The sequence below is a fragment of the Streptomyces lucensis JCM 4490 genome, assembly GCF_014650035.1.
GTDB classification, from domain to species: domain Bacteria; phylum Actinomycetota; class Actinomycetes; order Streptomycetales; family Streptomycetaceae; genus Streptomyces; species Streptomyces lucensis.
The window spans coordinates 81,708-94,404 of record NZ_BMUE01000004.1; the positions used below are offsets into that span (position 1 = coordinate 81,708).

The following is a 12,697-nucleotide window of genomic DNA, read 5'->3' on the forward strand; positions in this document are numbered from 1 at the left end:
GTTCACCCGTAGCGGCCGGCCAGCCGCCGGTAGAGCCCCGGTGCGGCGCCGCGCACCCGGGCGGGCAGCCGCAGCCACCCGGGGACGTAGACCTCGTCCTTGCCGTGCCGGACGGCCGCCCACACCGCGTCCGCGACCCGCTCGGGCGGCACGGGCCGCGGCCACGACCGGGTGTAGGGGGCGCCGCGCCGCTCGAAAAAGGGGGTGTTGACCACGCCCGGGATCACATGGCTGACGCCGACGCCGGTGCCGCGCAGCTCGTAGCGCAGGGCGTCGGCGAAGGCGGCCAGGGCGGCCTTCGCCGCGGAGTAGACGGCCTCGCCGCGCACGCCCACGCTGCCGGCGAACGACCCGATGAGCACGACGCGCCCCGACCCGGCCGAGACCATGTGGGGCAGCAGCGCGCGCACCAGGTGCACGGTGCCCAGCAGGTCGACGCCGACGACCTCGTCGATGCGGGCGGGGGGCATGGCGGCGAAGTCTCCGGCCCAGCCCACGCCGGCGCCGGCCACCAGCAGGTCCAGCCGCCCGAGGTCATCCAGGGCGAGGCGGGTGAGCTCCCGGCCGGCACCGGGCCGGGCCAGGTCCGCGGGCAGGGCCACGGCACCGGCGAGGGCGGCCAGCTGCTCCAGGCGGGTGGCGTCCCGGCCGCTCACCGCCAGCCGCCAGCCGCCCTCGGCGGCCAGCCGTCGGGCCACCGCCGCGCCGATGCCGGAGGACGCGCCCGTGACCAGGGCCGTGCCGCCGCCGGCCGGCCGCCGCCGGCCGGGCCGGTGGGCGGCGGCCGTCGCCGGGACGGTGGTGGCCACCGTCCCGGTGCGGCTCGGCGGTCCTGCGGGGGGCGGGGCGAAGGACATGGCGGCGACCTCACAGCGACGGGGATCACGGGCTCGTGGCCTGCCGGTCCGAACCCTCGCGGTGTTTCCAGGGGGCCACAGACTGAAACACCGCGCACGGCGGGGCGGCGCGCGGGAGCTGGACGCTTGGGACGCCGGCGACGGGTAACCCTTGGTGGATCAAGACCGCACAGCGACGGAAGGAGGGGCCATGCCCGGCGGGAACGACCACGAGGACCGGCCCGAGACGGCCCTGGAGGAGGTTCTCCAGGAGGCCGAGGAGGCCGAGAAGCACGGCGCGGACGACGATCACTCCGGTGAGGCCGGGGATGCCATCACCCCGAACGCCGGAGCGCAGGAGCAGGCCGACGGCGACTGACGGCGACCAGCCCGGCGGCGCGCCCACGGGGCGCTCCGCCAGGGCGCGCAACCGGGCGCTCCTCGTCGTCGGTCTCGGCAAGCATCGCGTCCATCCGCTCCAGCACCCGCTGGGTCACGGAGGACGGACGTCCCAGCCAGGTCGGCGAGGCGATCACCAGGGGGGCCGGTGACCTCTTCAGGGTGCAGTTGATCACTAGTGCTTTCATGAGGTCCGGGTACCCGAGGCCCATGAACCACCACCTGCGAGGCCCCCAGCTGCCCCCGTCCCGGGGGCCGCTCTCCGCCGCGGTCACCGCGTACCTGAGCGGCACCGGTCCCCTCCCCCGCCCGGCGGACGCCGCCGGCGCCGACCCGTACGGCGACGACGCCCAGCTCGCCCTGTACCTGTGCTACGAGCTGCACTACCGCGGCTTCGCCGGGGTCGGCCCCCGGTTCGAGTGGGACCCGGAGCTGCTGCGCGTCCGCGGCGCGCTGGAGGACGGCTTCCTGGCCGCGCTGCGCGCCGACACGCCGGGCCACGACAGTCTCGACGACGCGCTCGGCGCCCTCCTGGTCGAACCGGTCGAGGGCACGGGCGTCACCCACTTCCTGCGGGACGAGGGCGAGCTGTGGCACCTGCGCGAGTACGCCGCCCAGCGCTCCCTGTACCACCTGAAGGAGGCCGACCCGCACGCCTGGGTGCTGCCGCGGCTGTGGGGGCGGGCCAAGGCGGCGATGGCGGCGGTGGAGTTCGACGAGTTCGGCGGCGGCCGGGCCGACCGGGTCCACGCCCGCCTGTTCGCCGACCTCATGGCGGACCTGGGCCTGGACACCGCGTACGGGCGCTATCTGGACGCGGCGCCCGCACCGATGCTGGCCGTGGTCAACCTGATGTCCCTGTTCGGGCTGCACCGGGACCTGCGCGGCGCCCTGGTGGGCCACTTCGCCGAGGTCGAGATCACCTCCTCGCCCGGTTCCCGCCGGCTGGCCGAGGCGATGCGCCGCACGGGGGCCGGCCCGGCGGCGGAGTTCTTCTACGACGAGCACGTCGAGGCGGACGCGGTCCACGAGCAGGTCGTCCGGCACGACGTCATCGGCGGCCTGCTCGCGGAGGAGCCCGAACTCGCGGGGGACGTCGCCTTCGGGATCGACGCGACCGAATACCTGGAGGACCGGCTGGCCCGGTGGCTGCTCACCCGCTGGCGTGCGGGACGGTCGTCGCTGCGCACGCCCCTGGAGGCGCAAATGGCCCATACATCCTGAATGACCGGGTACTCGCGCACCGTGATCGCATTGGTGCTTCCGGGTGTGTACGCCCCGCAGGACGACACGGAACTACTGGCCGAGGTCCTCCGGGAGGAGGACCCGCCGCCCGGCAGCCGGGTGCTGGACGTGGGCACGGGGAGCGGCGCGCTGGCGCTGGAGGCGGCCCGCCGGGGCGCCGAGGTGACCGCGGTGGACGTCTCCCGGCGCGCGGTGTGGACGGCGCGGCTGAACGCCTGGCTGACCCGGCTGCCGGTCCGCATCCGGCGCGGCAACCTCTTCGGCCCGGTCGGGGACCGCTCCTACGACGTCATCCTGGCGAATCCGCCCTACGTGCCGGCGCCGGACACCCGGCGCGGTCCGCACGGCCGGTCCCGGGCCTGGGACGCGGGCCACGACGGAAGGCTGCTGCTGGACCGGATCTGCAGGGACGCGCCGGCGCTGCTGCGCCCGGGAGGCCTGCTGCTGATCGTGCACTCGGCGCTGAGCGGCCCCGACCGCACGCTCGAACTCCTGCGGGCGGCGGGCCTGAAGGCCGCGGTGGTCCGGCGCCGCTGGATCGCCTTCGGTCCGGTGCTGCGCTCGCGGGAGGAGTGGCTGCGCCGCCGCGGGCTGCTCGCGGCGTCCGACGAGAGGGAAGAGCTGGTGGTCATCCGTGCCGAACGAGTCCGCTGACGACCGCGCCCGCCGGATCACCATGCGGCGGGGTGGGCCGCTGCTGGTGGAGGGGCCGGTGGAGATCGAACTGGAGGACGGCACCACGGTCTCCTCGGACCGCTTCCGTGTCGCTCTGTGCACATGCCGGCGCAGTCGCCGCTACCCCTGGTGCGACACGAGTCATCGTCGCAAGGGCTGAACAACGGTTGAAACCGGTTGTTTTTCGCCGCTCCCCGGGAGGCCCCCCACGGGCCTGCCCGGGGAGCGGCTGTGTGCCCCGGGATCCGGCGGGCGGCCCCACACCGCCCGTCGTCGTTCCCGGTGCGAGATCGCAGGTTCCCCGTCTCGGAGGCCGCACTCCCCAGTTACGGACCTGACCCGACATGTACGGAGACCGTGCGATCCCGGTCCTCAGAAGGAGAAGACGCCGCCGGTGACGGCTTCCTTCAGGCAGGAGTTGGCGAAGGTGCGCTCGTAGGAGACGCGCTTGCCCTGCCACACGCCCTGGACCGTGACGACCACTGGGTCGTAGATCTTGGTGCACATCACGTCGCTCTGCGCCTTCAGGGCGTCGAAGTCGCCGCCGACGCCGCGCAGCTCGGCGCAGGCCTGGGCGGCGGCCGGATGGGTGCCGGAGGCCGTCGGGGCGCAGCTGAGGGTGACGGCACGCTCCGCTGTCGCCGTCGCCGCCTCGTTGCCGTGGCCGGTGGTCAGCACCAGCGCCGAGGGCGCGTAGAGCGACGACGGGGCGGCGTCCGGCGCGGCGACGGCAGCCCCTGTCAGGGGTCCGCATACGGCAGCGGCCGTGAGGCCGAGGGCCGCTGCCCAGCGCGCGGTGTTCCGCATTGTGTGCATCCTTCCGCTTGGAACTGTCGATTGCCGGCCCGGGCCCGGTGGGGCACCGGAGCGGCGAGCGCCACTCTGCCGAGTCCGCGACCGAAACTCACATCGAACCCATAGGTTTCAGTAACCTTTCGTGTTGAATCAGTGGCGTGAAGTTACGGAATTCGCGCACCTCGAGCCCGCAACTGAGCGGCACCCGGGCGTCCGACGTGACCGGATGGCCGAAAATCATCTCTTCGTTAATCGGCCTGAAACATTCCGACTCCGCCCATGGCGAGCCCCCTCCGTGACGCCTCGTGTTCATGCCCTCGCCTCCGGGCTACCGATCGCGCGCGGATTCGTCCACGGGGCGGAGCGGGCGAACGGTTCGCCCTCGGACCGGAGCCCCGGCCCGCACCGCGCGCAGCACTGCGGCTCGCGGCCGGAATACCCAACTCCGCGTTCAGCGAGTGGAGTTGACGAGTAGACGGAAAGACCGGTCCGGTACGTTGCGCCCATGACCGATTACATGCTGGTGGCGGGCGCCTGGCTGGGTGCCTGGGCCTGGGACGAGGTGGCGACCGGGCTGCGCGCCCGCGGCCACGAGGCGCACGCCGTGACCCTGTCGGGACTCGCCGAGAAGCGCGGCCTGCCCACCGGGCAGCGCACCCACGTCCAGGACATCGTGGACGAGATCGAACGGCTGGACCTGACGGACGTGGTCCTGGTCGGGCACAGCTATTCGGGCGTGCCGGTCGGGCAGGCGGCCGAGCGGATCGGCGACCGGCTGCGCCGCGTGGTGTACGTCGACTCCAACCTGCCCGCGGACGGGGTGTCGTTCCTCGACGGCTTCCCCAGCGACCACATCCGTGCCGCCCTCGCGGAGAACGACGGCGTGTGGCCGACGCTACCGCCGGCCGGGTATGCGAACCAGGGCCTGACCGACGAGCAGATCCACCGGATCGTCACCGAGGGCACCCCGCAGCCCGGCAGCACGCTCACCGAGCCCGCCGTGCTCGAGCGGCCGCCCGCCGACCTGCCGGCCACCTACGTCAAGTGCACCCTGGACGGACGCCCTCCGCTGCCCGCCGTGGACGAGGCCCTGAAGGGCGGTCGCTGGGAGCTGGTCGAGTTGTACACCGGCCACTGGCCGATGTTCTCCACACCGCGCGAGCTGGCCGGCATCCTGGAGGAGGCGGGCACCCGGGCCTGAGCCCGCCACTACCCGCCAGTATCGTCGGCGCCGCAACGCGTGCTCAGCGACGAGAGGCGGCGGTGACGGATGGCCAGGCACTGGGCGGACTTCCAGTACGAGATCTATCACAACGGGATGTCGGGGGCGGTACCCAGGCTCCCGACGGACCTGACCCGGCTGGAGGAGCTGGCCGAACACCGGCTCGGCCCGGGGCCGGTGGGCTACGTGGCGGGCGGCGCGGGCGACGGCAGCACCGCCCGCGCCAACCGAGCGGCACTCGCCCGGCGCCGCATCGTCCCGCGCATGCTGCGGGACGTGAGCGAACGGGACCTGACGACCGGGGTCCTGGGGCGGACACTGCCGGCGCCGCTGGCCCTGGCGCCCGTCGGCGTGCTGTCGATCATGCATCCGGACGCCGAGTCCGCCACCGCCCGCGCCGCCGCGGCGCAGGGCGTGCCGTTCGTCCTGTCCTCGGCGTCCAGCACGCCCATGGAACAGGTGGCGGAGGCGATGGGGGACGCCGAACGGTGGTTCCAGCTCTACTGGGGCAAGGACCGCGAGGTGACCCGCAGTTTCCTCGCCCGGGCGAAGGCCGCCGGCTTCTCGGTGCTGGTCGTCACGCTCGACACCCCGCTGCTGTCCTGGCGGCCGCGCGATCTGGACCAGGCGTATCTGCCGTTCCTGCGCGGAGTGGGCACCGCCAACTACTTCACCGACCCGGCCTTCCGGGCGGGTCTCGCCAAGCCCGTGGACGAGGACCCGAACGCGGCGGTGCTGCACTTCCTCGGCCTCTTCGGGGACCCGGGGCACACCTGGCCGGACCTGGCCTTCCTGCGCGAGCACTGGGACGGGCCGATCGTGCTGAAGGGCATCCTGCACCCGGACGACGCCCGGCTCGCCGCGGACGCCGGCGTGGACGGTGTGGTGGTCTCCAACCACGGCGGCCGGCAGGTGGCCGGCTCGGTCGCGGCGGCCGACGCGCTCCCCCGGGTCGCGGCCGCGGTCGGCGACCGGCTGACGGTGCTCTTCGACAGCGGAGTGCGCACCGGCGACGACGTGTTCAAGGCCCTGGCCCTCGGCGCACGGGCGGTGCTGCTGGGGCGGCCGTACGTCTACGGGCTCGGCCTGGACGGGCAGGCGGGCGTGGAGCACGTCGTCCGGTGCGTGCTCGCGGAGCTGGACCTGACCCTCGCGCTCTGCGGGCACACCGGCCCGGGGACGGTCACGGCCGCCGACCTCGTCGAGGACCCCGCCTAGGCGTGTCCGCGAAGTCGCGTCGTTCGCCCGCAGGGCGGACGCCGGGAGTTTGACGACAGGGCCTGAGGCCGCCGTGTCCGGGACCGGGCCCACCGGCCCCGGACACGGCGGTGCCGCGGACGGCCTCCCGTGTCGTCAGGCGTCCTCGGGCGGTCCGGCCGGCCACTCGGACGCCCCGGCCGTGCCGGCGACCGACAGCGAACCCGGCGTGGCCGTGGGCGAGTCGCTCCGCCAGCGCTGTGCGGCCGAGCGGTCCCTGACCTTGACCACGAGGTCGCCTCCGGGTTCCTCCCCGGCGCCGGCGAGGGCGAGGGTCCCGTCCCAGCGGGGCAGCAACTCGCCCCGCGACGTGAGGTCGTAGCGCACGTCGTCGCCCCGCGGCGACCCGGCGTCGGCGCAGGCTCCGAGGATCACCACTCCCGCGTCGGCGTGCGAGTCCAGGCACAGACCCGGGCCGGCGGCGCTGCGCAGCGACCCGTCGGTGTCGTAGGTCCACTGCTGGGTGGCCGCCGCGGAACAGGCGGCCAGGACGGCGCTCGCGCCGGCCACGGGCTTGCCGTCGACGTCCAGGCACAGGCCGGTGGCGGCGTTGCGCAGCCGGCTGGGCCGGCCGGCTGCGGGCAGCCCCGCGGTGCCGGGCGCGTCGGCGGAAGCGGGCGGGGACTGCGTGCCGCCGCCCGGGACGGTACCGGCGGAGGCGACCGGGCCGGCGCCGGCTCCGCCGTCCGGCCAGAGGCTGAGGGCGAGGACGACGGCCAGCAGGACGGCCGAGGCCGCACCGACCCCGGTGAGCAGCGTCCGGGAGGACCACGCCGTGCCGGGCTCACGGCGCGCGATGCGGAGGGTCCGGGTGAGCGGGCCGGCCCCGCCGCCGTGCCGGCCGCCGGCCGCCGCCGTGCGCGGCTGCGGCCCGGGGTCACCGGTGCCGCGCCGCCGGCCGCTCGGCAGGGTGGCGCGGGTGGCGCGGGCGAACAGGCCGGCCGCTGTGCCACCGCGCCGGCGTCCGCCGCCGCCGCGGTCGCCGCTCCGCCCACGGGCGGGGCCCGGCCGGCGGCGGCCGGGGCGCGAGTCCAGGTAGCGGCGGGCGCCCCAGCCGAGGACGGCCTCGGCGAGCAGGACGCCCAGGGCGGCGTCGGCCTGGCCGAGTTGCTCGGCGGCGTGCCGGCAGTGGACGCAGCCGGTCAGGTGCTCCTGGACGTCGGGCAACAGCGCGCCGCCCCGGCGGATCGGCACGTCGAGCAGGCGGTTGTAGTAACGGCATTCCTTTCCGGGCGCGAGTTCCCGGTGGGCGCGCACCAGCCCTTCCCGGAATTTCTCGCGAGCCTGTTCGAGCGCGGCCGTCGCCCGGGTATCGTCGATGCCGAGCAGTCCGGCGGGTACGGCCATCGGCTCGGCCTCGACCTCGACGTGCCACAGCAGTGTCTGTTCCAGCCGGGCGAGGCCGTGGAAGGAGCGCTCGGTCAAAGCGCGGTTCTCCGGTGTCAGGGTTTTCGCGGCGCGCATACCGCGGCCTCCGGCGGGTTTCCTGAGACCCGGCAGCAGGGCGGATATCCGGTCCGCGGCGGCCCAGTCGGCGACCGTGTCCCGGACGGCCACGAGCAGGCGGGGCCGCAGCGCCTCGGCGGGTTCGCCGAGCGCGACCCGGCCGAGCACCTGGTGGAAGGCGGCAGCCGTGACCATGTGGGCGAGCGGCCCGGGCGCGGCCAGGCAGACGACCGCGTAGTCGTGCGCCGGCCGCCAGTGGCGGGACATCAGCACGGCGGCGGACCGCGAGGCCTCCGTGTCGGAGCCGGCGCGCACCGGTCCGGCGACGGACTCGTCGGACTCCCCCGGGCCTTCGCCTGGCGGCGGGTACGGGGGACGAGGGGGGTGGGGGGTGGACACTGAGCGAATTCCTTAGATGCGTGATGCGTAGCTGCGTATCCGTGGCGCGTGCGGGGAGCCGGAATTCACCGGCGTCCGGCCGGCCCGGTTCCGCAACTTGCCGGAAGAACTCCGGACTTGATCCCCCGTACGGGCGCTGCAACCCTTGCACAGCTTCCACACCGGCAACAAGGCGAATGAAGGAGTTCGGCCGGTTCGTCGGAAAGCCGGAAAGCGGCGTGTGCGGCCGGCCGTCCCGCGTTCAATTCGCTTTGTCCGCGCGCCCCGTGTGAAGTGTGCGCACGTGCCGGCGGGTCGCACGCGCTCCCGGGGTGGGCGAGCGGGTGGTGGACTGGGTGCCGGCCCTTCGAGAAGGCCCCGCGCGGGACGGCGGCACTTCCGCGCGCGACCGGCCGCCGGCCCCGTTCCTCCCGCCCTCGGCCGGCGGCCCCGGCGGCTTCCCCCGCCGGCCGGGGGCCGGTTCCGCCGGGAGACACCCGCCGTCCGCGGTCACCCGCCGTCGGGGCGGTTCAGATCTGCCAGGAGCGCAGCCGGTCGGCCGCTCCGTACACGTCGGTCTTGCCGGACATCAGGTCCCGGGCGAGGTCGACGAGGGCGCCGTAGGGCGGGTCGATGCCGGCGCCGCTGACGAACATGTAGGCCACGGCGGTCGCGCAGGCGAAACGGGCGTTGGCCGCGGGCAGCGGCTTGAGCACGGCGAGCGTGTGCAGCAGGGCGGCGGCGCGCCAGGCGGGGTCGGAGTCCACGCCCAGCCGGGGCGGGTCCACGCGGTGCCGGGCGACGGCGGCGACCAGCGCGGAGAAGTCGTCCACGGCCGGCTGGTCGGGCAGGACCTCCTCGTGCCGCTGGAGCAGCCACGGAACGTCGATGTGAAGGTGGGAGGGCATCGCTCAGGAGGCCTCGCCGCAGGCGGGGGGCTCGTCCTCGGGAAACGCCTCCGCGAACTCCTCGGCGTGCGCGGCGAAGAAGTGCCGGAAGGCCTCGGCGCCCTCCCGCAGGGCCCGGTGCCGGGCGATGTCCGCGGCGGCCGCCTCCCGCACCAGGGCCTTCATCGACGTACCGCGCTCCTTGGCGATCTGCCGCAGGTCCTCGAGTTCCCGTTCGCTGAACTCCACGTTGAGAGCTGGCATGCCACTCACGGTATCGCTCGGGTACTCACGCGTAAATACGGGCAGGTCGCAGCGGATCCCTTCCGGTACCCCCGGGGGAATCGCCCACCGGTTCCGCGACGCTCCCGTCCAGGCCTGTCCCGGGCACGGCACTCCGCCGCGCCCCCTTCCGGTTCCCGCGGGCACCCCGGCGGGTACGGCGACCGCCGTTCACGGCTGTGCCGGAAGCACTAGGCTGGAACGCAAGTGGTGCCACCTGTTCACTGTGAGTGTGCGCTTGGGAGCGGCGACGATGAGCCGGGTCTATCCGTTCGACGACGCGGCGACGGCCCGGGCTGTCATCGACGACGACGGGACGCTCGCCGAGTGGAACGAGGGCGCAAGGCGCCTCCTCGGCCACCCGGCGGACGCCGTCGTGGGCCGCCCCGCGGCCGAGCTGCTGGCCGGCGCCGACGCACCGGACCCGCCCGCCGGCGCCCGCTGGGAGGGCACCGTCGCCCTGCGCCACCGCGACGGCCGTACCGTCTCGGTGTGGCTGCTCGCCCACCGCCGCCCGGCGCGCGACGGCCGGCGGAGCGGCTGGCTGGTGGTCACCCCGCTCGGCGGGGCACGGCCGCCCGCCCCGGACGACCCGCTCACCGCGGCGACGCTGGTCCAGTCGCCGTGCGCGGTCGCCGTGTACGACGCGGAGCTGCGGCTGCGCCGGATGAACGACGCGATGACCGCCGTCGTCGGTCTGCCCGAGGAGCGGGTCCGGGGCCTGCGGCTCGCCGAGATCGGCGGCGCGCGGGAGAGCGAGGAGCTGGAGCAGGGCATGCTCGGGGTGCTGACCTCGGGCAGTCCCCTGGACATGCAGACGCTCTGGCCCACCGGCCGGGAGGACCGTACGCACGCCTGGCTGGCCCGGATGGCACCGGTCACCGACGAGCGGGGCCGGGTGCACGGCGTGTGCCTGGCCGCGCACGACATCACCGACAACTACCGGGCCCGCCGGCGGCTGCAGCTGGTCAACGAGGCGAGCGTGCGCATCGGCACCACGCTCGACGTGACCCGTACGGCACAGGAGCTGGCGGAGCTGTGCGTGCCCGCGCTCGCCGACTTCGTCACCGTCGACCTGCTGGACCCCGAGGACTACGGCGGTGAGCCCCCGGCCCGCATCACGGCGCCGGTGCGCCTGCGCCACGTCGCCCACCGGTCGGTCCTCACCGGCGTGCCGGAGGCGGTGGTCGAGCCCGGGCACACGGAGGAGTACCCGGACTTCTCCCCGCAGGCCGGCTCCCTGACGGCGGGCCGCACGATCACGTCCTCGGTCGCCGCCGGCGACATGGAACAGTGGCTGGCCCGGCACCCCGGACGCGCCGAACGGGTGCGCGAGCTGGGCATCCACTGCTCGATGTCGGTGCCGATCCAGGCGCGCGGGCTGACCCTCGGAGTGGCGGTCCTCGTCCGGCACCGCAGCCCCCACGCGTTCACGGCGGACGACGCGCTGCTGGCCGAGGAGATCACCGCGCGCGCGGCCGTCTGCATCGACAACGCCCGCCGCTACTCGCGCGAGCGCGAGACCGCTCTCGCGCTCCAGCGCAGCCTGCTGCCCCGCAGCCTGCCGCGCACGGCCGCGCTGGAGGCTTCCTCCCGCTACCTGCCGGCCGCACGGGCCGGGGTGGGCGGGGACTGGTTCGACGTGATCCCGCTGTCCGGGATGCGGGTCGCGATGGTCGTGGGGGACGTCGTCGGCCACGGCGTCCAGGCGTCGGCCACCATGGGCCGGCTGCGCACCGCGGTCCGCACCCTCGCGGACATCGACCTGGCCCCGGACGAACTGCTGACCCATCTGGACGACCTGGTGCTGCGCCTGTCGGACGAGTCGGGCGGCGACGGCAGCCCGGGCGAGGTCGGCGCGACCTGCCTGTACACCGTCTACGACCCGGTGGCGCGGCGCTGCACCCTGGCCCGCGCCGGGCATCCGCCGCCCGTGCTGCTGCCTCCCGGCGGCCGGCCGCACCTGCTGGACCTGCCCGCCGGCCCCCCGCTGGGTCTCGGCGGACTGCCCTTCGAGTCCGCCGAGCTGGAGCTGGCCGAGGGCACCGTCCTCGCGCTGTACACCAACGGTCTGGTGTTCTCGCGGGACCGGGACGCGGACGGGGACGGGGACACCAGTCGTGAGCTGCTGTTCGAGGCCCTCGCGGGGCGCGTGGACTCGCTGGACGAGGCCTGCGACCGCGTCCTGCACGCCCTGCTGCCGCCCGGCGGCGCCGCAGACGACGTGGCGCTGCTGCTCGCCCGCACCCAGGGCCTGCCCGCCTCCCAGGTGGCGACGTGGGAGATCCCCGCCGACCCGGCGCTGGTCGCGCCGATCCGCAAGCAGGTCGTGGAGCAGCTGGACGTCTGGGGGCTGAGCGCGGCCACGTTCACCGCGGAGCTGGTGGTCAGCGAGCTGGTCACCAACGCCATCCGGTACGGCTCCCGCCCGATCCGGCTGCGGCTCATCCACGACGCGGCCACGCTGATCTGCGAGGTCTCCGACACCAGTCACACCGCCCCGCACCTGCGCCGGGCCAAGACCTTCGACGAGGGCGGCCGGGGCCTGCTGCTGGTCGCACAGCTCACCCAGCGGTGGGGCACCCGGCACACCGCGGAGGGCAAGACGATCTGGGCGGAGCTGCCCCTGCACGAGGAGGACTGGTAGCCGTCAGGAGGCCGTAGGAGGTGTCAGGAAACCGTCAGGAGGCTGTCAGCCAGGGGCGTACCCGCCTGCGCGCCTCGTGCAGGCGGGACTTGAGGGTGCCGAGCGGGATGCCGGCGCGCTCGGCGGCCTCGGCGTAGTCCAGCTGGCAGATGTCCCGGTAGACGAGGGGCGCGACCAGGTGAGGGTGCTCCCGCTCCAGCCGGTCCAGCGCCTCCAGCAGGTCCACCCGGGAGCCGGCGATGACGCTGGTGGTGCGCGGGTCGACGGCGTGCGAGGGCTCGATGGCCGCGGGCTGTTCGGCGGCCCGCCGCTTCAGCTCGCGGTACTTCTGCCGGCAGCAGTTGGCGACCACCGTGTACAGCCAGGTGCCGAAGCGGCTGCGGCCCTCGAAGGCGGTGATGTGCCGGGCCACCTGGAGCAGCACGTCCTGGGCGGCCTCCTCGGCGTCCTCCCGGCAGGGCAGGAAGCGCGCGCAACGGCGCACCACCTCGGGCCGGATACCGGTCAGCAGCCCGTCCAGGGCCGCTCCGTCGCCGCCGGCGGCCCGCCGGGCGAGGTCTTCCGTCGCGGCCTGGTCCTGCACGGGTCGGGCCCCCTCCGAGTCGATCTGAGGGCAGGCATGATAGTC

General features: G+C 74.8%; 13 protein-coding genes and 1 pseudogene. 7 read left to right on the forward strand and 7 right to left on the reverse strand.

Translation table 11 applies throughout. The features are described 5' to 3' along the window. Nucleotides 1-2: 2 nt before the first annotated feature. A complete protein-coding gene (locus IE177_RS11525; protein ID WP_190015167.1) occupies nucleotides 3-857 on the reverse strand; it encodes an SDR family NAD(P)-dependent oxidoreductase in 855 nt (284 codons plus the stop codon). A 190-nt stretch (nucleotides 858-1,047) separates the two neighbouring features. On the opposite strand from IE177_RS11525, the gene IE177_RS11530 reads away from it, so the two are divergent. Further along, a complete protein-coding gene (locus IE177_RS11530; RefSeq protein WP_190015168.1) occupies nucleotides 1,048-1,215 on the forward strand; it encodes a hypothetical protein in 168 nt (55 codons plus the stop codon). A gap of 4 nt (nucleotides 1,216-1,219) precedes the next feature. On the opposite strand, the pseudogene IE177_RS35720 reads toward IE177_RS11530, so the two are convergent. Beyond that, nucleotides 1,220-1,423 (reverse strand): annotated as a pseudogene (locus IE177_RS35720) (hypothetical protein); the annotation flags it as partial. A 22-nt stretch (nucleotides 1,424-1,445) separates the two neighbouring features. On the opposite strand from IE177_RS35720, the gene IE177_RS11535 reads away from it, so the two are divergent. Genes IE177_RS11535 through IE177_RS11545 form a run of 3 tightly spaced genes read left to right on the forward strand, consistent with a single transcriptional unit; the run spans nucleotide 1,446 to nucleotide 3,315 of the window. Beyond that, nucleotides 1,446-2,459 carry an iron-containing redox enzyme family protein gene (locus IE177_RS11535; protein WP_190015169.1) on the forward strand — a complete coding sequence of 338 codons (1,014 nt, stop codon included), beginning with the start codon at nucleotides 1,446-1,448 and terminating at the stop codon, nucleotides 2,457-2,459. Next, nucleotides 2,460-3,134 (forward strand): HemK2/MTQ2 family protein methyltransferase, encoded by a 675-nt coding sequence (locus tag IE177_RS11540; RefSeq protein WP_190015170.1) that lies wholly within the window; start codon nucleotides 2,460-2,462, stop codon nucleotides 3,132-3,134. Next, entirely contained in the window at nucleotides 3,115-3,315 is a 201-nt protein-coding gene (locus IE177_RS11545; protein ID WP_190015171.1) for a CDGSH iron-sulfur domain-containing protein, read from the forward strand. The genes IE177_RS11540 and IE177_RS11545 overlap by 20 nt, the downstream gene beginning before the upstream one ends. 212 nt (nucleotides 3,316-3,527) lie before the next feature. Here the strand turns inward: IE177_RS11545 and IE177_RS11550 are convergent, their stop codons facing one another. Then, the gene (locus IE177_RS11550; RefSeq protein ID WP_190015172.1) at nucleotides 3,528-3,962 is read right to left on the reverse strand and encodes a protease inhibitor; all 435 of its coding nucleotides are present in this window, start codon (nucleotides 3,960-3,962) and stop codon (nucleotides 3,528-3,530) included. Nucleotides 3,963-4,455: 493 nt separating this feature from the next. Here IE177_RS11550 and IE177_RS11555 point away from each other — a divergent pair, with 493 nt between their 5' ends. Both IE177_RS11555 and IE177_RS11560 read left to right on the forward strand, forming a co-directional pair. After that, nucleotides 4,456-5,151, forward strand: coding sequence for an alpha/beta fold hydrolase (locus IE177_RS11555; RefSeq protein ID WP_190015173.1), 696 nt, complete (start codon nucleotides 4,456-4,458; stop codon nucleotides 5,149-5,151). A 69-nt stretch (nucleotides 5,152-5,220) separates the two neighbouring features. Continuing rightward, nucleotides 5,221-6,390, forward strand: a complete 1,170-nt coding sequence (locus tag IE177_RS11560) for a lactate 2-monooxygenase (RefSeq protein WP_190015174.1) — start codon at nucleotides 5,221-5,223, stop codon at nucleotides 6,388-6,390. Between the two features lie 135 nt (nucleotides 6,391-6,525). Here IE177_RS11560 and IE177_RS11565 read toward each other — a convergent pair whose 3' ends face one another. The 3 genes from IE177_RS11565 to IE177_RS11575 all read right to left on the reverse strand — a co-directional run bounded on the left by IE177_RS11565 (nucleotide 6,526) and on the right by IE177_RS11575 (nucleotide 9,404). Next, nucleotides 6,526-8,274, reverse strand: coding sequence for an RICIN domain-containing protein (locus IE177_RS11565; protein ID WP_190015175.1), 1,749 nt, complete (start codon nucleotides 8,272-8,274; stop codon nucleotides 6,526-6,528). 509 nt (nucleotides 8,275-8,783) lie between these two features. After that, nucleotides 8,784-9,161: a toxin Doc gene (locus IE177_RS11570; RefSeq protein WP_190015176.1), complete on the reverse strand. Its 378-nt coding sequence runs from the start codon at nucleotides 9,159-9,161 to the stop codon at nucleotides 8,784-8,786. A gap of 3 nt (nucleotides 9,162-9,164) precedes the next feature. Continuing rightward, nucleotides 9,165-9,404 carry a hypothetical protein gene (locus tag IE177_RS11575; protein WP_190015177.1) on the reverse strand — a complete coding sequence of 80 codons (240 nt, stop codon included), beginning with the start codon at nucleotides 9,402-9,404 and terminating at the stop codon, nucleotides 9,165-9,167. Between the two features lie 271 nt (nucleotides 9,405-9,675). Between IE177_RS11575 and IE177_RS11580 the strand changes: the two genes are divergently transcribed. Continuing rightward, nucleotides 9,676-12,069, forward strand: a complete 2,394-nt coding sequence (locus tag IE177_RS11580) for a SpoIIE family protein phosphatase (RefSeq protein WP_190015178.1) — start codon at nucleotides 9,676-9,678, stop codon at nucleotides 12,067-12,069. 34 nt (nucleotides 12,070-12,103) lie between these two features. On the opposite strand, the gene IE177_RS11585 is transcribed toward IE177_RS11580, so the two are convergent. Continuing rightward, nucleotides 12,104-12,652: an RNA polymerase sigma factor gene (locus IE177_RS11585; protein ID WP_190015179.1), complete on the reverse strand. Its 549-nt coding sequence runs from the start codon at nucleotides 12,650-12,652 to the stop codon at nucleotides 12,104-12,106. Nucleotides 12,653-12,697 lie beyond the last annotated feature (45 nt).